Raw genomic sequence first — 22643 nt, forward strand, 5'->3', positions numbered from 1 at the left:
GTGAACGCGTTACCGGTTGGTAACGATGTCGTGCCATGGACTCCCCTCTCACCCTGGTCGGACTGCCCGTCGCCCTCGGCGTGATCATGCTCGGCCTGGGTCTCGGGCTGACCCTGGAAGACTTCCGTCGGGTGGCGCAGCATCCGAAGGCCGCCGTCATCGCGCTGGTGTGCCAGGTGCTGGTGCTGCCGGCGCTCTGCTTCGGCCTGGTGCTCGCCTTCGGCCTGCCGCCGGAGCTGGCCGTCGGCATGATGCTGCTGGCCGCCTCTCCCGGCGGCACCACCGCCAACCTCTTCAGCCACCTGTTCGGTGGGCACGTCGCCCTGAACATCACCCTGACCGCGATCAACTCGGTGCTCGCCGTGTTCACCCTGCCGGTCGTGGTCAACCTGGCGGCGGCGTACTTCCTGCCCGATGCGGGGAGCATCGGCCTGCAGTTCGACAAGGTGCTGCAGGTGTTCGCCATCGTGCTCGTCCCGGTCGCGATCGGCATGCTGGTCCGGGGGCGGGTGCCCCGGGTCGCCGAACGCCTCAACCGGCCGGTCCGGGTCCTGTCCGTCGTCGTGCTCGTCGCGGTGATCATCGGTACCGTGCTCAGCGAGCGGGAGAACATCGCCGACTACTTCGTCGCCGTCGGCCTGGCGGTGCTGGCGTTCAACGTGTTGAGTCTCGCGGTCGGCTACGGGGTGCCCCGGCTGGCCGGGGTCGACCGCCGCGCCGCGACGGCGACTGGGTTCGAGATCGGCATCCACAACAGCACCCTGGCCATCACGATCGCGCTCAGTCCGGCGCTGCTCGACAGCACCCGGATGGCGATTCCGGGGGCCGTCTACGGCATCGTCATGTTCTTCACCGCCGCCGCCTTCGGCTACCTGGTGACGCGCGTCGGCAACCGGTCGGCCACCGACTGAGAAGGTTCGTCGCCCACCCATCGCGCCACCCACCGGCCCGCGACCCCACCGCCGGCCCGCGCCCGGCCCGCCACCCCGCCCGGCCCGCCACCCCGCCCGGCCCGCCACCCCGCCGGGCCCGGTCGCCCGTCCGGCCCCCGTCCGACCTGACGTTGCGCGACCGTCATACCTAGAACTACTATGCATTGCAGTTCTAGGGATAGGGGGGTGGATGTACATCACCAAGGACCTCGTCGCGGCATCGGCGACGCCGCTGGTGCTCGGGATCCTCGCCGACGGCGAAAGCTACGGCTACGCGATTCTCAAACAGGTCAACGAGTTGTCCGGCGGGCAGCTGGAGTGGACCGACGGTCTGCTCTACCCGCTGTTGCACCGGCTGGAGCGGCTCGGTCACGTCGAAGCGACCTGGCAGACCCCGCCCGGGGGGCGCCGCCGCAAGTACTACCGCATCACCGACCAGGGCCGGGCCGAGCTCGCCGAGCAGCGCCGCCAGTGGGCCACGGTCGTCGACGCCCTGCGGGGCGTCTGGAACGCGACACAGTCCATCCGGCCGATCCCGGCGCCGGCATGGGAGGGATGACTCGATGACCACCGACAGCGACACCGACCTGGAGGCCCAGATCGCCGAGTGGCGGGCCTACATGCACCGCCGCCGGGAGCTGAGCCACACCGACGCCGAGGAGCTGGAAGACCACCTTCGCGGCCGCATCACCGAGTTCACCGAGGCGGGCCTGCGGGCCGACGAGGCCTTCCTCATCGCCGTCAAGCGCATGGGCACCCTCGACGAGCTGTCGCGGGAGTTCGCCCGCGAACACTCCGAGCGGCTGTGGAAGCAGCTCGTGCTACCCGGGGAGCCCGAGGCGCCCACCGCCCGCTCCCGTCGCGAGTTGCCGGTCATGGTGCTCTGCGCGGCCGTCGCGGCCCTCGCGATCAAGGTGCCGGGCCTGTTCGGTCTCCACCTGACCGACGAGAACGACGCCAGCTTCTACGCCCGCAACCTCAGCCTCTTCGCGCTTCCGGTGCTGGCCGCCTACTTCGCGTGGCAACGCCGGGTCGGCCCGCGCGTCATCGGGGTGCTGGCGGCGCTGTTCGTCCTCGGCGCGGTCGCCGTCAACGCGTACCCGTTGGACGACGACTCGCAGTCCATCGTGCTCACGGCGATCCACCTGCCGCTCGCACTGTGGCTGGTCGTCGGGATCGCCTACGCCGGCGGCGACTGGCGCTCGGACCGACGGCGGATGGACTTCATCCGGTTCACCGGGGAGTGGCTGATCTACTTCGTCCTCCTCGGATTGGGCGGAGGCGTTCTCACCGCCTTCACGCTGGGCACCTTCGAAGCCATCGGCCTCGACGCCGAGGGGTTCGTGCAACAGTGGCTGCTGCCGTGCGGCGCGATGGCCGGGATCGTCGTGGCGGCCTGGCTGGTGGAGGCCAAGCAGAGCGTCATCGAGAACATGGCACCGGTGCTGACCCGCGTGTTCACCCCGCTGTTCGCGGCCACCCTGCTGGCCTTCCTGGTCGCCTTCGTGTGGACCAACAACGGCATCGACGTCGAGCGGGACGTGCTCATCCTCTTCGACCTGCTGCTGGTCATCGTGCTCGGCCTGCTGCTGTACGCCATCTCCGCCCGCGACGTGGCGACCCGACCCGGTCTCTTCGACCGCGTGCAGCTCGCGCTCGTCGTCATCGCGCTGATCATCGACGTCATCGTGCTGTTGGCGATCACGGGCAGGATCACCGAGTTCGGCCTCAGCCCCAACAAGAGCGCGGCGCTGGGGGAGAACGTCATCCTGCTCGCCAACCTGGCCTGGTCGGCGTGGCTGTTCCTCGGCTTCGTCCGCGGCCGGATGCCCTTCGCCCGCCTGGAACGCTGGCAGACCCGCTACGTCACGGTGTACGCGGTCTGGGCCTGGACGGTCGTCCTCGTCTTCCCGCTCGTGTTCGACTTCGCCTGAGCCGCACCTTCCGGCCCGCTCACCCTGCTGTGGCAGTGTGGGCGGGCCGGGAGGCACGTCGGCGGCGTCCCCAGCCCCGGCCCGTGCACCCGTGCGCGCGGTAGGGCGGAACCGGGTCTCCGGTGTCAGCGACGGCCGCCGGGCCGGCGGGTCAGGGCCAACCCGAGACCGATCATGCCCACCCCGAGGAACAGGTGCAGCCAGTTGTCGGCGTCGTTGAGGGGTACGAAGTTGGCGGCACTGTCGTGGTCGACGACCAGGCCGTACAGCCAGAGCAGCAGATAGATCGCGCCGCCGCCGATCAGGAAGGCCCGGGCGCCGGAGACCGTCCGGGCCAGCGCGAGCCCGGCGACGCCGAAGGCGAGATGAACCAGGTTGTGCAGGATCGACACCTGGAACAGCCCGAGCAGTTCCGCCCCGGACTCGTGCCCCGCGAACTGCAGGTCGTCGTAGTTGGTGGTGATGCCCGGAACGAATCCGAGCGCGCCGATCAGGAGGAAGGCGATCCCGACGACCTGGGCGGCCGTGCGGACGGGATGCTTGCGTGCCGTCGTCGTGCCGGATCTGCCTGCCATCGTTCCTCCACCTTCATCTGGGCGGACTCGTCGTCCCATCTCACCAGGTCGTTTCTCACCAGGTCGTTTGGCTGCCCCCACCTACCCCGGCTGCGGCCGTCCATGCCGAGAAGCGGGAATGCGCGAGCCGAGCCGTGGGCGGCAGGGCAGCCGCCGTGGGGCGAGGGCCGCCGGTGGACGAGCCCGTGTCGCCACCGGACGCCTGTTCGCCGCCCGAGCGGGTACCGGTCCTGCGGCCGGCGTCGAACGGGGGTCTGGTATGGGCGGACGACACGCGATCGGATCGCTGCTGGGGGCGCTGCGCCGAACCGGTCCCGCCCCCGTCCCGGTCCCCGGCGGGCCGGTGCTCCACGCGGCCTCGGCGGACCTCCTGCTGCGCGTGCTCTGCCACGAACTCCGTACGCCCGTCAGCACGCTCACCTCGTTGACCCGGGCGCTCGCCGACGAGGCGCGGCCACTGGCCGGCGACGACCGGCGTGCCATCTCCGCCCTCGCCCGTGAGCAGGCGGAACACCTGCACGGCCTGCTCGCGGAGGTGGCGGTCAGCACCGGCGTCCTGGCCCTGGCGACCTGCTGGGAGGACCGTCTCGTCCCGCTGGCGGAGATCCTGCCGGCCGTCGCGACCCTCGTGCCCCCGGAGCGCCGACGGATCGAGGTGACCAGGAACGCCGGTCACTGCCGGGTCCCGCAACGCCGCACGCGGCAGGTGCTGACCAACCTGGTGGAGAACGCTCTACGACATGGCCCCGCGGCGGGAGCGGTGGGCATCGTCGCGACGCGACGCCGCTGCGGGCTCAGCATCACCGTCACCGACGAGGGACACGTCGACGACACCCTGCTGGAGGCGCTGGGTCGGTCCGTCCCGAGCGCCGGACTGTCCGGGCTGGGACTGTGGATCGTCCGTCAACTCCTCGCCGCCGACGGCGGTGCGGTGCGGCTGCACCGGCTGCGGCCCGGGGGAGTCGCGGTGGAGGTGGTGCTGCCGCACGCGCTGCCGGCGGGTTGACCCGGCGGGGCCGCCGGTTGGCCCGGATGGGTCACCGGTGCGGGAACGCCCTCGGTACCAGTTCACGGCCGAGGAGGACCACGTGTTCAGCCACATCAAGGACCTGCAGTTCGAGGCCAAGCCCGACGGGCCGGACGCCGCCTTCGCCCGTCGCCTCCAGGAGATCCTGGGCGGCAAGTGGGGCGAGATGACCGTCGCCAACCAGTACCTCTACCAGGGCTGGAACTGCCGGCTGCCCGGCAAGTACAAGGACCTTCTGCTCGACGTCGGCACCGAGGAGATGGGCCACGTCGAGATGATCGCCACCATGATCACCCGGCTGCTCGAGAACGCTCCGCTGTCGCTCCAGGAGGCCGCCGACGACAACCCGATGGTCGGCGCGGTCTACGGGGGGTCCAACCCGGCGCACCTCATCCACGGTGGTGGCGGGGCGATGCCGACCGACAGCAACGGCGTGCCGTGGAGCGGATCCTTCGTCACGGCCAGCGGCAACCTGATGGCCGACTTCCAGCTCAACGTGACCGCCGAGGCGCAGGGTCGGCTCCAGGTCGCGCGGTTGTTCAACATGACCGACGACCCGGGTGTCAAGCAGATGCTGCGCTTCCTGCTGGCCCGCGACACGATGCACCAGAACATGTGGATGGCGGCCATCGAGCAGCTCAAGGAGGACGGCCTGGAGGAAATGCCGGTGCCGGACGCCTTCCCCGACTCGAAGGAGTTCAACGACGAGTTCAGCTACACCTACCTCGACTTCTCGCCCGGTCAGGGTGCCGCCGAGGGGCGTTGGGCGTCGGGGCCGACCCCGGACGGCAAGGGCGAGTTCCGCTACGACCACAGTCCGCGCGCCCACGCCCCCGAACCGGTCCTGGCTCCGGGCGACCCCCGTCTCTACGGCACCAACCCGGGCCTGGCCGGCAGTGTCGTGAACAAGGTCAAGAGCAAGGTCACCTGACGCCCGTACGTCGGGCCGCCCGCCCGTCGCGGGCGGCCCGGCGGCACCACCCGCCCCAGGAGGTGTACCGTGACCGATCTCGTGCTGCGCCCGCTCGCGGACGCGTTCATGCAGGTGGGCGTCTACGTCGCCGTGATGGTGGCGTTCTTCGGCTGGCTACGCTGGCGCTACGGCGACGGGGTCACCAGCGCCCTGACCCGCCGGCCCCGGCTCGGCCCGCTCGTCGGTGCCCTGCTCGGGGTCACCCCCGGCTGCGGCGGCGCGATCATCCTGATGCCCCTGTACGCCCGCGGCCGGGTCTCCTTCGGCACCGTCGTCGGGGCCCTGGTCGCTACGATGGGCGACTCGTCCTGGGTGGTGCTGGCCTGGAATCCCCTGTTCGCCCTCCAACTGCACGTGCTGCTGTTCGTCGTCGGGCTGGTGACCGGATACGTCGTGGACGCCCTCGGCATCGACCCGGCCCGCACCGCCCGCCCCGCCGGGTGGGGCACCGGCGTGGTCGCCCGGTCGGGCACCGGTGTGGCCGCCGGGTCCGCCCGTGTGCCGCAACCGGCGTCGCCCGCCTGCTGCGGCCCCACCAGGGCCGCCGGTCGCGGCGGGCCGGCGGGAACGGCTGCCGCCGCTGACCTGCACTGGGGCGCCCTGCTGCCCCGGGTGCCGGCGTCGACCGCCTTCTGGGGGCTGACCACACCCGCCTTCGCCGTCTCCGTGCCGGTGGTCTTCCAACTCGTCGATCCGACCGCGTTGACCCGCACCCTCGGCGGCCTCGACCCTTACCTGGCCCTCGGGGTGCTCGGCACGCTGACCGCCGCGCTGATCTTCGCCGCCGGTCGGGGCCGACTGGCCGACGAAACGCTGGAGACCGCCCAGCCCCGCTCGGTCGGCGCGACGCTGCGGCACAGCGCGCACGAGGCGTCCTTCGTGACCGTCTGGGTGGCGGTGGCGTACCTCGGCTGGCAGCTCGTCACCGGCGTCACCGGCTTCGACGGCTCGCAACTGGCTCTCGCCGGGCTGGCCGGCGTGCTGGTCGGCGCTCTGGTCGGTCTGATCCCCGGCTGCGCCGTGCAGATCGTCTTCACCGGCCTGTACACCAGCGGCGGCCTGCCGCTGCCCACCCTGGTCGCCAACGCGATCAGCCAGGACGGCGACGCGCTCATCCCGCTCGCCGCCCTGCGCCGGCGCTCCGCGGTCACCGCCACCGTGATCACCACCGTGCCCGCCCTGGCCGTCGGCGCCGCCCTGCTCGTCCTCCTGTGAATCCGGCCCGAAGGAGCGAACCGATGTCCCGCGTCACCGTGTCCGATCCCGCGCTGTCGCGCACCCGGCGCAAACTCGTGGCGTTCGCCGTGCTGGCGGTCGTCGCGGTGGTGGTCGGGTCGCCGGCCTGGACCGTCGCGGCCCTGGTGTCCACCAGCCTGGCGATTCCCGTCGCCGTGGCCCTCGACGGCGGCGGGGCCCACCTGCGGGACCTGCTGCTGCCCGGACCCGCCGCGAGCAGCGTGGTGACCACGCCCGGACGGCGGCGCTGACACCGGCCCCGGCCCCCACGTCCGGCGGCTCAGTCGGCGAGCAGCCCGGCGTGGCCGGCGAGGGCCGCGGCCTCCGCCCGGCTGGACACCCGCAGCTTGCGCAGGAGCGCGGCGGTCATCCGCTTGACGGTGCGTTCGGAGACGTGCATCTGGTCGGCGATGTCCAGGGTGCTGCGGCCGGCGGCGATGGAACGGAGCAGGGCGCGTTCCTCGGTGTCGAGGTCGACGGTCGTGGCCCGGCCGGGGCGCAGCAGGGCGCGGAGCAGAGCACCGGGTAGCACCGCCCAGCCGTCGAGAACAGCCAGCAGTGGGGGCAGCAACTCCTCCGGCTCGGCGGTCTTGGGCAGGAACGCCTCGGCGCCGGCCCGCAACGCCTCCAGCGCGGGTGCGGTGTCGTCGTCGCCGGACATCGCGACGACCCGTACCCGTGGGGTGGTCCGCCGGATCGCCGCGACGGCACGGATGCCACCCGGCGGGGGCATGTGCAGGTCGACCAGGGCCAGGTCGGGAAGGCACCGGCCGACCAGGGAGGCGGCGGCTGCGGCGTCGCCGGTGGAACCCACCACCTGCGCCCGCCCGTCGGTGGCGGCCGGCAGCAGCAGTTCGAGGCCGCGCAGGAACAGCGGATGGTCGTCGACGACGGCCAGCCGGATGGCGGGAGGCCGGTGCATGTCCGTCCTGTTCCCGAATCGATGTCGATCATGCTGGTTCGGAGACGGGCAGGTCGGATCACCATGGCTCGGCGGGCGTGGTGGCGGCTTCGTGCCGGGGTCTGTCATGATCGGGAAGGTGACGACCCGTCGCCCCTCCCGACGCCGCACGCCGCACGCCGTGCTCGCCATCGCCGCGATCGTGGCCCTCGTCGCCGTCGCCGTGGTCGTGGTGCCGCTGCTGCTGCCGCCGGGCCCGCGTCCGCTGTTCCAGATGCCGGTGCCCTGCGGCGAGACGTGGCGGCTGAGCACCTACCCCGGCCACGACGACTACGACGTCGACCTCGTTCCCACCCGGGGCGAGGCATGGGGGCAGCCGGTGCTCGCCTCCTACGAGGGCACGGTCACGGTCGCGGGGATCAACGGCTCGCTGGGTGGGCGTACCCCCGAGGAGCCGGAAGGTCCGCGTGGACGGGGCGGCGGCTACTGGGTGAAGATCGACCACGGGGGCCGGTGGGAGACGCAGTACCTGCACCTGCTGGAGCCGCCGCTGGTGCGGGAGGGCGAGCGGGTCACCCGGGGCCAGCAGATCGGCAGGGTGGGCAGCACCGGCAACTCCGGCGCCCCACACCTGCACTACGAGCAGCGCCAGGGCTGGACGAAGGTGGAGACCTGGTTCGACGGGCAACCGTCGGGCATCACCACCGACGACCGCGAGTACGTGCTGAACCGCAGGAGCAACAACTGCTGAGCCCGGGTGCCGGGCTCCCGGCACCCGTCTGTTCGGACATCTGAATCTTCACGCCCCCGACTGTGGTTATGATTCGGACGATTCGCTTCAAACGGGGGCATAAATGCGAAGAAGTCTACGTCGTCGATCGGGCGGGCAGGTCCGCGCGTGCCTGGCTGCGCTGGCCGTACTCCTCACCGGGTCGGCGGCCACGACCGCCGGACCGCCCGCACCGGACCGGATGCGGCTCGCCGCCGCCGTCGGTCCCGTCAACCCGGTGGCACCCGCACTGAGCTTCGGGGTGATGACCGAAGGCGACGCGACCGTCATCAGCGCCGAGAACGACGGCACCATGGCCGTCGGCGGTGATCTGCGCTTCGGCACCTACCAGCTCGCGCTCAACTCCTCCGGCTCGTTCGTCGCTCCCGGCGACACCGTTCCGACCTCGCTCGTGGTCGGCGGCCGGGTGGACTTCGCCGGCAGCGTGCCCGGCTCCCGACTCCAGGTGCTCCGCAGCACCTATGCCAAGGTCGGCGACCTGACCGGCACCGTCGTGCGGGACACCGACAACAACGGAGCGCAGGTCAACACCCGCATCCTGCCGAACGCGGACTACAACGCCACCCCGCGGGTGGAGTTGACGACCCGGCAGGCGCCGAGCAGCGTCGGCCCGACCTCGCCGATCGACTTCGCCGCCGCGTTCGAATCCTTCCGCGGCACCGCCAACGACCTCGCCACCTGCGACAACACGGTGGTCCTGCGAACGCCCAACGGCGACGAGCTGCCGCGACCCATCCCGCCAGGCAGCAACGCCGTCGTGACGCTCGCTCCCGGCGAGACCAACGTGCTGAACCTCAGCGCCACCGACCTGAACAACATCGCGATCCTGACCTTCGCCGACCAGCCCACGGCGAGCACGCCGCTGCTGGTCAACGTCGACACCACCGGGGTCGGCGACGACTTCACCTGGAACGCCGGCAACTTCGCCGGTGTGGGCGGCGAGCAGGCCCGCTACATCCTGTTCAACTTCCCGACCGCGACCCGGATCACCCTGCCCGGATCGTCGGCCACCATCGAGGGCACCATCTACGCCCCGAGCGCCGACCTGGTCGACCTCTCGGCCAGCAACACCGAGGGCAGCATCATCACCCGCACGTTCGAACACCGCGGCGGTGAGGTGCACTACTTCCCGTTCGACACCACCCTGTCCTGCGGCGGGGACGCGACGCCGTCCATCACCGTGGTGAAGTCGTCCACGACCACCGAGATCACCGAGGTGGGGCAGGAGGTGCCGTACCGGTTCCTCGTCACGAACACGGGTGGGGTGACGCTGTCGGAGGTGTCGGTGACGGACGTGCAGGCGCCGCCGGCGTCGAACGACGACCTGGGGCCGGTCACGTGTGCGGCGACGGTGCTCGCGCCGGGTGAGAACACCACCTGTACCGCGACGTACACGGTGGCGCAGGCGGACCTGGACAACGGTGGGGTCACCGACACCGCCACCGCCTCCGGTACGCCGCCGGGCACGACCACGCCGGTGGTGTCGCCGCCGTCGACGCTGACCATCCCCGGCGGGGAGCCGACGTCGTCGATCGCCGTGGTCAAGTCCGTCACCCCGACGGTGGTGGCAGCGGCCGGGGACACCCTCGCCTACCGGTTCCAGGTGACCAACACGGGCGACACCCCGCTGAACGAGGTGAGGGTGGGCGAGACCGCCTTCTCCGGCACCGGTGAGCTGTCGGCTGTCACCTGCGGCGCCCCGCCGGTGCCCAACGGCAGCGTCACCCTCGCCCCCGGTGGCAGCGTCACCTGCACGGCCACCTACCGGGTGACCGCTGCCGACGTGGCCGCCGGCCGGATCACCAACACGGCCACCGCGACGGGCGTCCCGCCGTCAGGTCCGGCACCCGTGTCGCCGGAGTCGACGGCCACCGTCCGGGTGCAGGGCAAGCTGCCGGTCACCGGCGGGTCGTTGCTGCTCCCGCTGGTCGCCGCAGCCCTGGTGGCCCTGACCGTCGGCACGACCCTGCTGCTGGCGGGCCGCCGGCGCACCGCCCGGTGACCTGACCGGTCAGGGTTGCGGGGCGGGCTCCGGGGTGCGGGCGGCGGACACGTCGACGGCGGGCTGGTCGGGGTCGTCACCGGGCGGCACCTGACCGGCGAACCAGTTGACGCCCCCGGGACCGCCGGCGGCCATCGCCGCCGCGGCCCGCGCGACCGGATCCTCCGCGAGCAGGGCGCCCACCTCGGCACCCGCCGACCGGGCACCCGTGGCAGCCGGATCCTCGGCCTCCGCGCGGGGTGCGCCGACCGGGCCGGGCCCGGTGCGGGGGCTGTCGGTCGGGTCGGCCTCCGCGCGGGGACTGTCGGTCGGGTCGGCCCCGGTTCGTGGTCTGTCCGCCGGGTCGGGCTCCGACTCGTCGTCGCGCGGCCCGGCACCGGTGGCCCGGCCGTCGCTCTCCTTGCGCTGTCCCTGCCGCCCGGCGGCCGCCGTCGTGTCGCGTCCGCCGACCGCGACGGTGTTCGGCCGGTGCGCGTCGGGTCGGTGTGCGTCGGGCCGGGGCGCTTCGGTCCGGTGCCCGTCGGGGCGGGGCGCGACCATCGGGTACTCGGCGGTCTCGACACCGCCCGCCGCGGCGGCCATGACAGCTGCGGCTGCCAGGTCGGCGACCCGCTTCGCCTCCCGCTGCACCCGGGCCCGGACATCCTTGGCGTGCCGCTCGGTGGCCTCGGCGGCCTTGCGGGCCTCGTCCAGGCGCCGGGTCTCGGCTGCCAGCTCGTGGCCGGTCTCGTCGAGCCGCTGACGCAGCTGGGTGACCTCCTCGTCGGTGGACTCCTTCTCCCGGCGGGTCTCGTCGAGCTGCTGCCGGGCGGTCTCCAGTTCCTCCTCCAGCCGGGCCAACGCGGCCTGCCGTTCGGTGATCTCCCCCTGCACGGCGGCGAGCTGTTCCTGGGCTGCGGCGGCCTGCTCGTCACTGAGTTTGCGGACCTCGGCGGCCTGCTCGTCGGTGCGCTTGCGAACCTCCGTCGAGTACTGCTGCGCCTCGGCGATGAGGGAACTGACCCGTTGCTCGGCGGCGGCGCGTTGGGCGGCCAGTTCACGCTCGGCCGCCGCCCGCTGCTCGGCCAGGTCCTCGTCGGTGGCGGCCCGCCGCTCGGCCAGTTCCTCCTCGACGGTCGTCCGCCACTGGGCCAGCTCCTGCTGGCACTTCGCCCGGGCGGCCTGGATCTCCTGGTGGATCTGGGTGCGGGAGGAACTGATCAGCGCCTCGGCCGCCGAGCGGGCCTGCTCGACCTGCTGACGACACTGCTCGGTGATCCGCTGCGCCTCCTGCTGGGCGCGGTCGTGGGCGGCCTCACCCTCGGCGCGGAGCTTGTCGGCCCGCTCCCGCTGCTCGGCCAGCTCCGCGTCGGCCGCCGCCCGCAGTTCCTCGTACGTCCGGTCGTGCTCGGCCCGTCGCCCCGCCAGCTCCTCCTCGAGGTCCGCCAGCGACTTGACGGTGCGCTCGCGGGCGTTGGCGAGGGTCTTCTCCGCCTCGGCCTGGAGCTTGCCGGCCCGCTGGTTCGCCGTCTCCGTGATGACCCCGGCCTGCTTCTCGGCCAGGTTGAGGATCTGGTCGACCATCGGCCCCAGGTCGCGGAACGAGGCCTTGTCCATCTGGGCGGGGCGCTGGCGCAACTCGGTCACCTCGACCTGGAGCGCCTGGAGCTGCCCGGTCAGTTCCCGGACCCGGGCCGACACCCGGTCGCGCTCGGCACTGACCGTCGCGAGCTGGCCGTCCACCTGGTCGACGTAGCGCTCCACCTGCCGTTTGTCGTAGCCGCGCAGGGTGACCTCGAAGTTCGGCCGGGAGGCCAGGTCGTCGCGTGCTGCGAACGGCTCCTCGCCGTTGGACATGCCGCCATCCTCCGTACGATCGCGAGCCTCGCCGGTGGACCCCGGCGGTGATGACGCGCAACGCTACCGCCGTCACCACCTGCCTGTCGTCCCACCCCGGTACAGTTCCGCGCCCGCGGGAGGGCGATGCCGGCCGCCGGCCGTCCACTGCGGCCATCCCGTCCGCATGACCGGCGTCCCGCGACGGGCCCGGCACCTGCCGTCACCGCGCATCGACCTGCGGCTTCACCGTCCGGCCGGGTCCGGACGTGACCCGGTACCCGCGTCTTGACAGGCACCTAAGTTAGGTTAGCCTAACCATATGTCGAGTGGATTTGAGTCGCCATGTCTGCGCGGCGTCGACCTGCGCCTGGGCTACCACGGAATCCCCGTGGTGCACGGGGCGGCGATCGCCCTGCGCCCCGGCGCCGTGACCGCCCTGGTGGGGCCGAACGGCAGCGGCAAGTCCACTCTGCTGCGTGCGCTGGCCCGGCTGCACCCGGTCGACGCCGGCGCGGTGCACCTCGCCGACGGCACCGCCGCAGCCGACCTGCCCGCCAGGGAGTTCGCCCGCCGGGTCACCCTGCTCGCCCAGAGCCGGCCCGTGCCCAGCGGGGTCACCGTGCGCGACGTGGTCGGCTACGGCCGCCACCCCTACCGGGGACGCTGGCGAGCCGACGATCCCGACGGACCCGCCGCCGTCGCCCGCGCGATGGCGGTCACCGGCGTGACCACGATGGCCGACCGACCCGTCGACGAGCTGTCCGGCGGCGAACTGCAACGGGTCTGGCTGGCCACCTGCCTGGCCCAGGACACCCCGGTGCTGCTCCTCGACGAACCCACCACGTTCCTCGACCTGCGCTACCAGGTGGAGATCCTCGACCTGATGCGCGACCTCGCCGACGACCACCGTGTCGCCGTCGGCGTCGTGCTGCACGACCTCAACCAGGCCGCCGCCGTCGCCGACGAGGTGGTGCTGCTGCACGACGGCCGCGTCCGCGCCACCGGCACCCCGGCCGAGGTCTTCACCGAGGCGGCGCTGACCGAGACCTACGGCATCCGCATCGAGGTCCGCACCGACCCGGTCAGCGGCCTGGTCACCACCCGCCCCGTGGGGCGTCACCTGACCCGCGTCCCGGTCTGACCGGGCCCGCAACACCCCATCCAGAGAAAGAACGTCATGATCCGCACCCGTGCCACCGTCCTGCTCGCCGCCGCGACAGCACTGCTGCTCAGCGCCTGCGGCACCACCGAGAACACCGCCGCCCCCGAGGCGTCCGCGTCCGCCGCCGGCGGGCCGGTCACCGTCACCGACAGCCGCGGCAAGGAGATCACCCTCAAGGCCCCCGCCACCAAGGTCGTCGGCCTCGAGTGGGGCGAGGTCGAGATGCTGGTCGGCCTCGGCGTCATGCCCGTCGGAGTGGCCGACACCACGGGGTACGCCACCTGGGTCAGCGCGGCCAAGCTCGACCCGTCGGTCAAGGACGTCGGCAGCCGCGCCGAGCCCAGCGTCGACTCCATCGTCGCCCTCCAGCCCGACCTGGTGATCATGCAGGACGGCCGGGGCGCCAACCTGGTCAGCCAGTTGGAGAAGTACGTCCCCGTAGTGGTCACGAAGGGCACCGACGCCGCCGACAACCTCGGCCGGATGCGCGCCGACCTCAACATGATCGCCACGGCCGTCGGCAGGACCGCCGAGGCCGAGAAGGTGCTCGCCGACTTCGACGCCGCGCTCGCCGACGGGAAGAAGAAGATCGCCGACGCGGGATCCGCCGGCCGACCGTTCGCCATCGCCGACGGTTGGAAGGAGGGCAGCACCGTCAGCATCCGCATGTTCGGTCAGGGCGCGCTGGTCTCCCAGATCGGCATCCAACTCGGCCTCACCAACGCCTGGAACGGCGAAACCGACGCGGCGTGGGGCCTGGGCCAGACCGACGTCGAGGGCCTGACCGGGCTCAAGGACCCGAACCTGCACTTCTTCTACAACGCCTCCGACGGCACCGACGTCTTCGCCGACGGCCTCGCCGGCAACGCCATCTGGAAGTCGCTGCCCTTCGTCGAGCAGGGCAACCTGCACCGCATGCCCGACGGGATCTGGACCTTCGGCGGCCCGCTGTCCGGCAAGCAGTACATCGACCAGTTCGTCAAGACCTACACGGCGTGACCGTGCTGACCGCACCCCCACGCCCGGAGCCGGCCACCGCGCCGGCTCCGGGCGGGCGGACCTCCCGACCCCGCGTCGTCGGGGTCTTCCTCGCCGCGACCCTCCTGCTGCTCGTGGTCGCGGCCGTGCACCTGACCCAGGGCACCTCCACCATCGGCGCCCTCGACCTGTTGCGCCTCGTGGTGGGCACCGACGACGAGGCCGCCCGCGTCCTGGTCGCCTCCCGACTGCCCCGCCTGCTCGCCGGGCTGGCCATCGGCGTCGCACTCGGTTTCGCCGGTGCCGCCCTCCAGTCCATCGCCCGCAACCCGCTGGCCTCGCCCGACACCCTCGCCGTCAACGCCGGAGCCCACCTGGCCATCGTCGGCGTCGCCGCGTTCGGCATCGCGCTGCCCGCGCTGCCCGCCGGTGGCCTGGCCTTCGTCGGTGGCCTCGCCGCCGCGGGACTGGTGATGGCCATGTCGGCCGGGGGACAGGCCGGCACCACCCGGCTCATCCTGGCCGGCTCGGCGACCGCCCTGGCGCTCAGCTCGGTCACCACCCTGCTCCTGCTGCTGTTCGAGCAGGCCACCATCGGGCTGTTCGCCTGGGGCAACGGCTCGCTCGTGCAGAGCGACCTGACCGCCCTCACCCAGCTCGCCCCGGTGATCGTCGGTGCCGTCGCCGTCCTGATGCTGCTCGGGCACCGCCTCGACATCCTCGCCCTCGGCGACGACACCGCCACCGTCCTCGGCCTCGACGTGCGGCGCACCCGGCTGATCGTCACCGTGCTGGCCGTGCTGCTGTCCTCGGCCGCCGTCACCCTCACCGGGCCGGTCGGATTCGTCGGCCTCTGCGCGCCGGTCATCGTCCGGCTGCTCGGCCCGCTCGTGCCCGGCGTGCACCGGCACCGGGTCCTGCTGCCGCTGTCGGGCATCGCCGGGGTCGTCGTCGTGCTCGGCTCCGACGTGCTGCTGCGCGCCGTCATGGGCGCCCAGGCCGGCGTCGACATCCCCACCGGCGTGGTCACCACCCTGCTCGGTGCGGCCATCCTCATCTGGCTGGCCCGCCGGCACCGCGACGCGGGCCCCACCCGCCGCCCACCCGGCGGTCACGCCGCCGTGCGCTCCGCCGGCTTCCACCGCCTGGTCGTCGCCGGCACCGCCACGGTCGCCGTCACCGCCGTCGCCGTGGGCATGCTCGTCGGCGACACCTGGGTGCTGCTCGGTGACGTCGTCAACTGGATCAACGGCACCACCGGGCCGGCGTACACCTTCGTGCTGGACCAGCGCTGGCCCCGCGTCGCCGCCGCCGTCCTGGCCGGCGCGGCCCTCGCGGTCGCCGGCACGACCGTCCAGGCGGTCTGCCGCAACCCGCTCGCCGAGCCTGGCATTCTCGGCATCACCGCCGGTGCCGGCCTGGGGGCCGTCTCGCTGCTCACCTTCGTGCCACTGGCCGGGGTGTGGGCCGTCTCCGGCGTCGCCGGCCTCGGCGCGATGCTGGCCTTCGCCCTCGTCTACGGCGTGGCGTGGCGCGGCGGGCTCAGCTCCGACCGGCTGGTCCTGATCGGCTTCGGGGCCTGGCAGGGCGGCACGGCCGTCATCACCTTCCTGATCGTCGCGTTCGACCCGTGGAACACCGGCAAGGCCCTCACCTGGCTGTCCGGCTCCACCTACGGGCGAACCGCCGGCCAGGTGCTGCCCGTGGCGATCGCCCTGCTGGTGCTCGTCCCGGCGGTGGTCGCGGCCCGGCGTGAGCTGGACCTGATGGCCCTGGACGACGACACACCCAGGGTGCTCGGCGTCCGGTTGGAACGCACCCGGCTGGTGGCGCTCGGCGCGACGGCCCTGCTCACCTCCACCGCGGTCTCCGCCGTCGGGGTGATCGGCTTCGTCGGCCTGGTCGCCCCGCACGCCGCCCGCGCGCTCGTCGGCGGCCGGCACGCCCGGGTCCTGCCGGTGGCCGCCCTGCTCGGCGCGGCGCTGGTCAGCATCGCCGACTCCCTCGGCCGCACCGTCATCGCCCCGGCCCAGATCCCCGCCGGCCTGGTCACCGCCATGATCGGCACCCCGTACTTCGTCTGGCTGCTGTGGCGTTCGCGCGCCGCGGCGGCCACCGCCCGCTAGCCCACCACCGCCCGGTGGCCCACCCACCGCGTCGGCCCGACACCGGAGAGGCACCATGACCCACACCCTGCCCATCGCGCCCTGGCGCCTGTTCACCGTCGAGGTCCGGGCGGTACGTCGGCTGAGCCCGTCGTTCGTGCGGGTCACCTTCACCGGACCCGACCTGGACCGGTTCGCCGACAACGGCTACGACCAGCGGATCAAGCTGGCGCTGCCCCTGCCCGGCCAGCGCGGGGTGTACCTGCCCGAGGGCCCCGACTGGTACGCCCGGTGGCGGAACCTGCCGGAGCACCGCCGCAACCCGATCCGCACCTACACGGTGCGAGCGGTCCGGCCGTACCTTGCCGAGGTGGACGTCGACCTGGTGCTGCACGGCGACGGCGGGCCGGCCACCCGGTGGGCGCGGCGCGTCCGCCCCGGCGACGAGATCGCCATCCTCGGCCCGGACGCCGGCTACGGCGGCGACCACGGCGGAGTCGAGTTCCGCCCCCCGTCGACCGGGTGCCTGCTGCTGGCCGGGGACGAGACGGCCGTGCCCGCCATCGGTGCCATCTGCGAACGGCTCCCGCTCGACGCGCGCGGCCGGGTGCTGTTGGAGGTGCCGGAGACCGCCGACGCCCAGCCGCTGCTCGCCCCGCCGGGCGTCGAGGTGACCTGGCTGTCCCGGGGGACCGGCGACCACGGCAGCCAGCTCGTCGCCGCCGTCGCGACGGTGGCGGGGGAACTGCTGGCCGACGTCGCCATCCCGCCCGTCACCGCCCCCGTCACCGACGTGGACGTGGACGTGGACAGCGAGATCCTCTGGGAGGTGCCCGACGAGGTGCCCCCGTCGCCGCTGTACGCGTGGCTGGCCGGCGAGGCGGGCATGATCCGTACGCTGCGCCGACACCTGGTGGCCGAGCGGGGCGTCGACCGGCGGGCGGTGGCCTTCATGGGCTACTGGCGACTCGGCCGCTCCCACGACGTCTGAGCCGAACCGCGTCTGAGCCGAGCCTGCCGGGGCGGCGATGGTCAGGGCAGTGGCCGGGCGATGCCGCGGGCGTGGTCGGTCAGCGCCGCCCCCACCACCGTGGCCGCCATCGGCAGCACCTCCAGGCAGCGGCGCACGGCGGCGGCCATCAGCACGTTGGGCACCCGCATCGACAGGGTGCAGTGCGGCACCCACCGCCCCGGCTGGTAGTGCTCCACCAGCGAGATCCCGGCCTCGGCCAGCCGGGCGTGCACCAGCCGGTGGTGCTCCAGCAGCTCGGCGGTGGGGGTCGGCCCGAGCCACAGCACCCGGCCGACGAACTGGCCGGCGTGCTGGAACGTCAACCGCAGCGGGGCCGCCACCACCGTGCCCGCGAGCGCCGCCGCGACCCGGTCCGGGTCGAAGCGGGGCGCGACCGCGAGGGAGACGTGCGGCCGGTGCCGCTGTTCCAGCAGCGAACGCATGCTCTGCACGCCCTCGCCCTCCAACGCCTCCCACAGCACCCGGATCCTGCGGGTGGCGACCGGGTCGAGGTAGAGCTCCAGCGCGGCGACCACGCGATCACTGTAGGGGCCGCTCCGGTCAGGCACTCCAGGGGCCGCGTCGGTCAGGGCACGACGACGGCCCGGCCCCTGAGCGTCCCGTCCCGCATCTGCCGGTACGCCGCCGGTGCCTCCTCAAGGGCGAACGTCGTGGTCGTGGGACGCACCAGCCCCCGGGCACCCAGGTCGAGCACCTCGGCCAGCTCCGGCCGGCTGCCCCAGTAGGTGGTCTGGACGCTCAGCTCGTAGGGCACGCCGAAGAAGCTGACCGGCAGCGTGCCGCCGCCGAGGCCGACGATCGTCAGGTCCCCGACGGTCCGCGCGGCGGCCACGCCGAGCCGCAGGGTGGTGTCGGTGCCGACGCAGTCGAGCACCACGTCGGCGCCCCGGCCGCCGGTGGCCCGCCGGATCTCCTCCGCGGTGCCCGCACCGGACGGCAGGGCGAGGTCCGCCCCGCACTCGGTGGCCAGGGCGAGCGCCTCCTCTCGGGTGTCCACGGCGATCACCCGGGCCGCCGTGGTGGTCTTGAGGATCTGCACGCCGACGTGCCCGAGGCCCCCGACGCCGATCACCACGGCGGTGCTGCCGGGGGCGAGCTTGTGCCAGGACCGGCGGACCGCGTGGTACGGCGTGAGGCCGGCGTCGGTCAGCGGCGCGGCGTCCACGGGGTCGAGCCCCTCGGGCAGCGGGACGACGTGCCGGGCGTCGGGCACCAGTTCGTACTCGGCCATGCCGCCGTCGAGGCCGAGGCCGCCACCACCGCCGGGCACGGGTGCCCCGGCCGGGTTCTCGCAGTACGGGTCGACGCCCACCCGGCACCGCTCGCAGGTGCCGCAGCCCCACGGTCCGTACACGGCCACCGGCTGGCCGACCTCCAGCCCCGTCACCCCGTCGCCCAGGGCGTGCACCCAGCCGGCGTTCTCGTGGCCGAGCGTGAACGGCGGGTTCCAGGGCACCGCGCCGGCCTCGAAGTCGTGCATGAGGTGCAGGTCGGAGTGGCAGGCGCCGGCCCCGCCGATCCGCACCACCACCTCGCCCGGGCCGGGGACCGGCTGGTCGATCTCGACCAGTTCGGGTTCGGACTTCCAGGCGGGCAGGCGCAACGCACGCATCCGGTTCTCCTGTTCTCCGCAGGTGGTCTCCTGCGGGTGGCCTGCCCGCTGGGCGTCATGACAAACGAGGGTGACGGTCGCCGCCGGACATCCACCCGGACGGACCGTTCCGCCCGGTTCACCGCCGCCGGTCGCCCCTCGGGCCGCTGCCGGCCACCCGGCGCAGGGCGGCGTGGGCCAGCAGGTGGAACGCCTGGGCCTCGGGCGAGGTGCCGGGTCGGGTGAAGTCCGGTGCCCGCTGACCCCGGTGACCAACCCTCGGGCGTCCACCCGCCGGGCGGCGGCGGCCAGCAGGTCCGCGCCCACCTCGGCGTACGACGGGGACAACCAGCCGTCGGCGACCCCGGTCAGGGCGGCGTAGGCGACCATCTGGGCGGCGTTGGCCTCGCTGAAGGTGGCCGGGTCGTCCAGCACGTCGGTGAACAGGCCGTCCCGACCCCGGTGGGCCAGGCAGGCGTCCAGCACCTCGTGGGCGTGCGCGGCCAGCTCCGCCCGGACACCCGGCGGCCACCCGCCGCACAGCCGCAGCGCGCGGCTGATCCCGGCGAGCACCCAGCCGTTGCCGGTGCCCCAGTGCTCGGGGTGGGTGAGGACGCCACGCTCCTCGTCCCAGCGGGCGGCGTACAGCCCGCTGCGCGGGTCGTGCAGCCGGGCGCGGTGCCCGCGTACCTGGGCGGCGGCCCGCTCGGGGTGCCCGGTCAGGGCGAGCAGCGGCACCACCATGTACACGGTGTCGGCCCACACCTGGCGGCTGCCGAGCAGGTGGAACAGTGTGCCGTCGGAGGCCCGGGGTGCCCGGTCGAGCAGCCAGTCGAGCTGGGCGTCGAGGGCGGTGGCGTAGCGCGGGTCGCCGGTGCCGGTGGCGGCGAGCCGCACGGCCTCACCGCAGGCCGCCCCGTTGACCGCCCCCTCCTCGCCGGACACGTCTGCGAGTCGGCCGTCGGCGTGTTGCCGGGTCACGGCGGCGTCGGCCAGCAGCACGGTCAGGTCGTCGCGGCCGAGGTCCAGCGCCGCCTGTGCGGTGACGCCCTGCTCCCAGGACTGCCGCTGCATGGTCAGCAGCGCCGTCAGCACCCGCCCGGCCCGCTCGTCGTCCGTCACCGCTCGGTCCGTCATCGCCCGGTCCTCATCGCTCGCCTCCTCGCCGACGGTCGGTACCCGGTCGGGCAGCCGGCCACGCGGGCGGACGTCAGCGCAAGCCGGTGGACGCGCCCTCGGCGTCGTCGGCCGGTCGACGCGGCGTCGGGAGCACCGACCCGCCGGCGCCGGGGCTCGCGGCGGGATCGGGGCTGGCGGTGCCGGGGCTCGCAGGGTCGGCGGTGCCGGCAGACCTGGCGCTGCCGCTGGCACCGGTGGCGGAGGTGGCTGGCGTCGCCGCGACCAGCCGGCCGGCGGGGCGTCGGCCGAGGAGCCGGTCGACGGCGACGAAGAGCAGACCGAGCAGCCAGAACGCCGCGGCGAAGAACACCGCGCTGACCGCCACGCCGTCGTAGCCCAGCTCCCCGGCGTCGATGAACGGGTACGGGTAGCGGTCGACCACCAATCCGCGGACGAGCGCGAAGCCGAGGTATCCCAGCGGGAACGCCAGCCACCAGGCCGCGTACCGGGGACGCAACCGGCCACGGCGGTCGAACAGCACCCAGTCGGCGACCGCCAGCAGCGGGACGATCGTGTGCAGGAACTGGTTGCCCAGCGCCTCGCCGAACGCCCGGTCCGGCTGCGCCATCGCGAAGGGGCTGGCGGGGTTGGCCAGCACCAGGTGGTAGACGACCCCGGTGATGGTGATGTAGAGGGTCACCGCGCCCTTGAGCGCCGATGTGGGCTCGGGCCGGCCCTGCCAGGCCCGCCAGCCGGCGTGGGTGGCGAACAGGGCGACCGCGACGTTGCTCTGGATGGTGAAGTAGGGCAGCAGACCGGTGACCGTGGCCGGGCCGAGGGCGGTCAGCACGACGCCCGCCAGCACGCTGACCACGATCGCCAGGCGGAACGCCACCGCCGCGGGTCGACGTCGCAGACTCATCGGCGAACGGTACCAACCGCCATCCGCGCAGGTGGCGGGGCCGTACCGGTCAGCGCGGCGAACCCTGGGAGGAGAGGGCGGACGGGCCGGCGGCCGAGGCTGGGTCGGTCGAGAGCGGGGCGCCCGTGGTCGAGGTGGTGGGCCGGCCGGCCCGGGTGGGACGGTCGGCCGGGGTGGGCCGGTCGGCCGGGGTGGGCGGAGCGGTGGGAGTGTTGTCTGGCCGCGTCTTCGGCGGGGCGGTCGGGTCGGGGTCGGGCCGGCCGGTCGGTGCCGCCGGGCTCTGCCCGGCCCCGGCACCGAGGAGGTCGGCGCAGTGGTCGGCCACCTTGCCCCGCCCTCCGGCGGCCTCGACGAGGTCGGCGGCGTCGGGGTCGTCGAGGAGCCGGCCGGGACCGCTGGTCTCCGCCTGCAACCGCCGGCACAGGTCGGAGACCGTGGCGTCGCCGCCGGGGGTGCCGGCTGTTCCGTCGGGACCGGCCGGCGACCGGCCGGGGGTGGACCCCGACGGCCCGACGGGCTCCGGAGCCGGGTCGGGCGCCGGTGCCGACGTGGCGGCCGGTGCCGGTGGGCGCAGGGGATTGGGCAGCGCGCCACCCAGGGCGGCGATCGCCACGCCCCCGGTGCCGCCCAGCAGGGCGGCGACGATCGCGACGCGTATCCCGGAGCGGGTGAGCCCGATCCGCCGGCGCTGCGGTGCGGCGGCCGTCGGGCGGTCGCGGGTCTGTCGGTACGCGTGCAAGGCCGCGGCCTCGCCCGCCAACTCGCCGTCCCGGGGGGCGGCGCGCACGGCGGTCAGCAGCGCGTCGAGCGGATCGGGGCCGGAGTGCGGGCGGAGCCCCGTGAGCAGGCGCTCGAGAGTCTCCTCGTCCATCCGGTGTGCAGTCATCTCGTGTCGCTCAGCGCCGCCGGGCGTGCTGATGTCACATTGACGCGATGTGACGTGGAACAACCGGCGTGATCAGGCCATCGTTTGTGCCCCGTCGATCGACTCGCGGATGATGTCGGCGTGCCCCGCGTGCTGGGACGTCTCGGCGATCAGGTGCAGCAGCACCCGGCGCACCGACCAGATGGCCCCCGGCTCGAACCAGGGTGCCGCGGGCAGCTCGTGGGTGGCGTCCAGGTCGAGCGTGGCGATCAGCTCGTCGGTCTGCGCCGCCACCGCGTCGTAGCGCTCCAGCAGCCCGGCGAGGGTGTCGCCCTCGACCATCCGGAACTGGCCCTGCCAGTCGACCGGCTCGCGTTGCATCGCGGCCGCGCCGCCCGCCATGAACCACGCCCACCGCTGCTCGACCGTGGTCACGTGTTTGACCAGGCCGCCCAGGCAGAGCGCGCTGACCGTGCTGCGGCGGGCCGCCTGTTCGTCGTCGATGCCGGCCACGGTGGTGCGGAACAGGCGGCGGTGCAGGCGCAGCGCCTCGGCCAGGTCGGCCCGTTCACCGGTCTGCCGGATGGGATCCGTCATCGTGGTCGCCCTTCGTGCGAGGTCCGGTACGCGCGCCGAGCGTAGGGCCGACCACCGACAGTTCCGCCTCGACCGCCCACCGG

General features: G+C 73.6%; 21 protein-coding genes. 13 read left to right on the forward strand and 8 right to left on the reverse strand.

Features of this window, described 5'->3' with window-relative positions; genetic code table 11:
- Positions 1 to 35 precede the first annotated feature (35 nt).
- The 3 genes from GA0070616_RS21860 (at position 36) to GA0070616_RS21870 (ending at position 2866) form a co-directional block, all read left to right on the forward strand.
- Positions 36 to 911 carry a bile acid:sodium symporter family protein gene (locus tag GA0070616_RS21860; protein WP_091086399.1) on the forward strand — a complete coding sequence of 292 codons (876 nt, stop codon included), beginning with the start codon at positions 36 to 38 and terminating at the stop codon, positions 909 to 911.
- A 211-nt stretch (positions 912 to 1122) separates the two neighbouring features.
- Entirely contained in the window at positions 1123 to 1491 is a 369-nt protein-coding gene (locus GA0070616_RS21865) for a PadR family transcriptional regulator (RefSeq protein WP_091086401.1), read from the forward strand.
- A gap of 4 nt (positions 1492 to 1495) precedes the next feature.
- Positions 1496 to 2866, forward strand: a complete 1371-nt coding sequence (locus GA0070616_RS21870; RefSeq protein ID WP_091086403.1) for a permease prefix domain 1-containing protein — start codon at positions 1496 to 1498, stop codon at positions 2864 to 2866.
- Positions 2867 to 2991: 125 nt separating this feature from the next.
- On the opposite strand, the gene GA0070616_RS21875 is transcribed toward GA0070616_RS21870, so the two are convergent.
- On the reverse strand, positions 2992 to 3441 hold the full coding sequence (locus tag GA0070616_RS21875) for a DUF4383 domain-containing protein (RefSeq protein ID WP_091086407.1): 450 nt from the start codon (positions 3439 to 3441) through the stop codon (positions 2992 to 2994).
- Between the two features lie 259 nt (positions 3442 to 3700).
- On the opposite strand from GA0070616_RS21875, the gene GA0070616_RS21880 reads away from it, so the two are divergent.
- From GA0070616_RS21880 to GA0070616_RS21895, 4 genes are all read left to right on the forward strand, one after another.
- Positions 3701 to 4447 carry a sensor histidine kinase gene (locus GA0070616_RS21880; protein ID WP_175440170.1) on the forward strand — a complete coding sequence of 249 codons (747 nt, stop codon included), beginning with the start codon at positions 3701 to 3703 and terminating at the stop codon, positions 4445 to 4447.
- 82 nt (positions 4448 to 4529) lie between these two features.
- Positions 4530 to 5399, forward strand: coding sequence for a manganese catalase (locus tag GA0070616_RS21885; protein ID WP_091091350.1), 870 nt, complete (start codon positions 4530 to 4532; stop codon positions 5397 to 5399).
- Between the two features lie 69 nt (positions 5400 to 5468).
- A complete protein-coding gene (locus tag GA0070616_RS21890) occupies positions 5469 to 6656 on the forward strand; it encodes a putative manganese transporter (protein WP_091086414.1) in 1188 nt (395 codons plus the stop codon).
- Between the two features lie 23 nt (positions 6657 to 6679).
- Complete coding sequence (locus GA0070616_RS21895; protein WP_091086417.1) at positions 6680 to 6928, forward strand: hypothetical protein; 249 nt, start codon at positions 6680 to 6682, stop codon at positions 6926 to 6928.
- 29 nt (positions 6929 to 6957) lie between these two features.
- On the opposite strand, the gene GA0070616_RS21900 is transcribed toward GA0070616_RS21895, so the two are convergent.
- Complete coding sequence (locus tag GA0070616_RS21900) at positions 6958 to 7599, reverse strand: response regulator (protein ID WP_091086420.1); 642 nt, start codon at positions 7597 to 7599, stop codon at positions 6958 to 6960.
- A 106-nt stretch (positions 7600 to 7705) separates the two neighbouring features.
- On the opposite strand from GA0070616_RS21900, the gene GA0070616_RS21905 reads away from it, so the two are divergent.
- Both GA0070616_RS21905 and GA0070616_RS29485 read left to right on the forward strand, forming a co-directional pair.
- Positions 7706 to 8329: a M23 family metallopeptidase gene (locus GA0070616_RS21905; RefSeq protein ID WP_091086422.1), complete on the forward strand. Its 624-nt coding sequence runs from the start codon at positions 7706 to 7708 to the stop codon at positions 8327 to 8329.
- A 103-nt stretch (positions 8330 to 8432) separates the two neighbouring features.
- Positions 8433 to 10370 (forward strand): DUF7507 domain-containing protein, encoded by a 1938-nt coding sequence (locus tag GA0070616_RS29485; protein WP_139128968.1) that lies wholly within the window; start codon positions 8433 to 8435, stop codon positions 10368 to 10370.
- A 9-nt stretch (positions 10371 to 10379) separates the two neighbouring features.
- Here the strand turns inward: GA0070616_RS29485 and GA0070616_RS21915 are convergent, their stop codons facing one another.
- Complete coding sequence (locus GA0070616_RS21915; protein ID WP_091086430.1) at positions 10380 to 12206, reverse strand: DivIVA domain-containing protein; 1827 nt, start codon at positions 12204 to 12206, stop codon at positions 10380 to 10382.
- 301 nt (positions 12207 to 12507) lie between these two features.
- On the opposite strand from GA0070616_RS21915, the gene GA0070616_RS21920 reads away from it, so the two are divergent.
- The 4 genes from GA0070616_RS21920 to GA0070616_RS21935 are packed head-to-tail and all read left to right on the forward strand — an operon-like array spanning position 12508 to position 17424.
- Positions 12508 to 13329: an ABC transporter ATP-binding protein gene (locus GA0070616_RS21920; RefSeq protein WP_091086434.1), complete on the forward strand. Its 822-nt coding sequence runs from the start codon at positions 12508 to 12510 to the stop codon at positions 13327 to 13329.
- 36 nt (positions 13330 to 13365) lie between these two features.
- Positions 13366 to 14349 carry an ABC transporter substrate-binding protein gene (locus tag GA0070616_RS21925; RefSeq protein ID WP_091086439.1) on the forward strand — a complete coding sequence of 328 codons (984 nt, stop codon included), beginning with the start codon at positions 13366 to 13368 and terminating at the stop codon, positions 14347 to 14349.
- Positions 14350 to 14354: 5 nt separating this feature from the next.
- Complete coding sequence (locus GA0070616_RS21930; protein ID WP_091091354.1) at positions 14355 to 16454, forward strand: iron ABC transporter permease; 2100 nt, start codon at positions 14355 to 14357, stop codon at positions 16452 to 16454.
- 55 nt (positions 16455 to 16509) lie between these two features.
- On the forward strand, positions 16510 to 17424 hold the full coding sequence (locus GA0070616_RS21935) for a siderophore-interacting protein (RefSeq protein WP_091086443.1): 915 nt from the start codon (positions 16510 to 16512) through the stop codon (positions 17422 to 17424).
- Between the two features lie 41 nt (positions 17425 to 17465).
- Here GA0070616_RS21935 and GA0070616_RS21940 read toward each other — a convergent pair whose 3' ends face one another.
- The 5 genes from GA0070616_RS21940 to GA0070616_RS21965 form a co-directional block, all read right to left on the reverse strand.
- Positions 17466 to 17981, reverse strand: coding sequence for a 2'-5' RNA ligase family protein (locus GA0070616_RS21940; RefSeq protein WP_091086448.1), 516 nt, complete (start codon positions 17979 to 17981; stop codon positions 17466 to 17468).
- A gap of 50 nt (positions 17982 to 18031) precedes the next feature.
- On the reverse strand, positions 18032 to 20194 hold the full coding sequence (locus GA0070616_RS28955) for a glycoside hydrolase family 88 protein (protein WP_245712857.1): 2163 nt from the start codon (positions 20192 to 20194) through the stop codon (positions 18032 to 18034).
- 73 nt (positions 20195 to 20267) lie between these two features.
- Positions 20268 to 21098, reverse strand: a complete 831-nt coding sequence (locus GA0070616_RS21955) for a Pr6Pr family membrane protein (protein ID WP_245713013.1) — start codon at positions 21096 to 21098, stop codon at positions 20268 to 20270.
- A gap of 49 nt (positions 21099 to 21147) precedes the next feature.
- The gene (locus GA0070616_RS21960) at positions 21148 to 21984 is read right to left on the reverse strand and encodes a hypothetical protein (protein WP_139128969.1); all 837 of its coding nucleotides are present in this window, start codon (positions 21982 to 21984) and stop codon (positions 21148 to 21150) included.
- A gap of 72 nt (positions 21985 to 22056) precedes the next feature.
- The gene (locus GA0070616_RS21965; RefSeq protein WP_091086458.1) at positions 22057 to 22560 is read right to left on the reverse strand and encodes a DinB family protein; all 504 of its coding nucleotides are present in this window, start codon (positions 22558 to 22560) and stop codon (positions 22057 to 22059) included.
- Positions 22561 to 22643: the final 83 nt, after the last annotated feature.

Source organism: Micromonospora nigra, assembly GCF_900091585.1.
Classification (GTDB): domain Bacteria; phylum Actinomycetota; class Actinomycetes; order Mycobacteriales; family Micromonosporaceae; genus Micromonospora; species Micromonospora nigra.

Bases quoted from the DNA above. Each gene is read 5' to 3' on its own strand.
- GA0070616_RS21960 (WP_139128969.1), bottom strand. From the start codon at position 21,984: ATGACTGCACACCGGATGGACGAGGAGACTCTCGAGCGCCTGCTCACG.
- GA0070616_RS21905 (WP_091086422.1), top strand. From the start codon at position 7,706: ATGATCGGGAAGGTGACGACCCGTCGCCCCTCCCGACGCCGCACGCCG.
- GA0070616_RS21965 (WP_091086458.1), bottom strand. From the start codon at position 22,560: ATGACGGATCCCATCCGGCAGACCGGTGAACGGGCCGACCTGGCCGAG.
- GA0070616_RS21925 (WP_091086439.1), top strand. From the start codon at position 13,366: ATGATCCGCACCCGTGCCACCGTCCTGCTCGCCGCCGCGACAGCACTG.
- GA0070616_RS21880 (WP_175440170.1), top strand. From the start codon at position 3,701: ATGGGCGGACGACACGCGATCGGATCGCTGCTGGGGGCGCTGCGCCGA.
- GA0070616_RS21865 (WP_091086401.1), top strand. From the start codon at position 1,123: ATGTACATCACCAAGGACCTCGTCGCGGCATCGGCGACGCCGCTGGTG.
- GA0070616_RS21920 (WP_091086434.1), top strand. From the start codon at position 12,508: ATGTCGAGTGGATTTGAGTCGCCATGTCTGCGCGGCGTCGACCTGCGC.
- GA0070616_RS21875 (WP_091086407.1), bottom strand. From the start codon at position 3,441: ATGGCAGGCAGATCCGGCACGACGACGGCACGCAAGCATCCCGTCCGC.
- GA0070616_RS21900 (WP_091086420.1), bottom strand. From the start codon at position 7,599: ATGCACCGGCCTCCCGCCATCCGGCTGGCCGTCGTCGACGACCATCCG.
- GA0070616_RS28955 (WP_245712857.1), bottom strand. From the start codon at position 20,194: ATGACGGACCGAGCGGTGACGGACGACGAGCGGGCCGGGCGGGTGCTG.
- GA0070616_RS21935 (WP_091086443.1), top strand. From the start codon at position 16,510: ATGACCCACACCCTGCCCATCGCGCCCTGGCGCCTGTTCACCGTCGAG.
- GA0070616_RS21915 (WP_091086430.1), bottom strand. From the start codon at position 12,206: ATGTCCAACGGCGAGGAGCCGTTCGCAGCACGCGACGACCTGGCCTCC.
- GA0070616_RS21860 (WP_091086399.1), top strand. From the start codon at position 36: ATGGACTCCCCTCTCACCCTGGTCGGACTGCCCGTCGCCCTCGGCGTG.
- GA0070616_RS21870 (WP_091086403.1), top strand. From the start codon at position 1,496: ATGACCACCGACAGCGACACCGACCTGGAGGCCCAGATCGCCGAGTGG.
- GA0070616_RS29485 (WP_139128968.1), top strand. From the start codon at position 8,433: ATGCGAAGAAGTCTACGTCGTCGATCGGGCGGGCAGGTCCGCGCGTGC.
- GA0070616_RS21955 (WP_245713013.1), bottom strand. From the start codon at position 21,098: ATGAGTCTGCGACGTCGACCCGCGGCGGTGGCGTTCCGCCTGGCGATC.
- GA0070616_RS21895 (WP_091086417.1), top strand. From the start codon at position 6,680: ATGTCCCGCGTCACCGTGTCCGATCCCGCGCTGTCGCGCACCCGGCGC.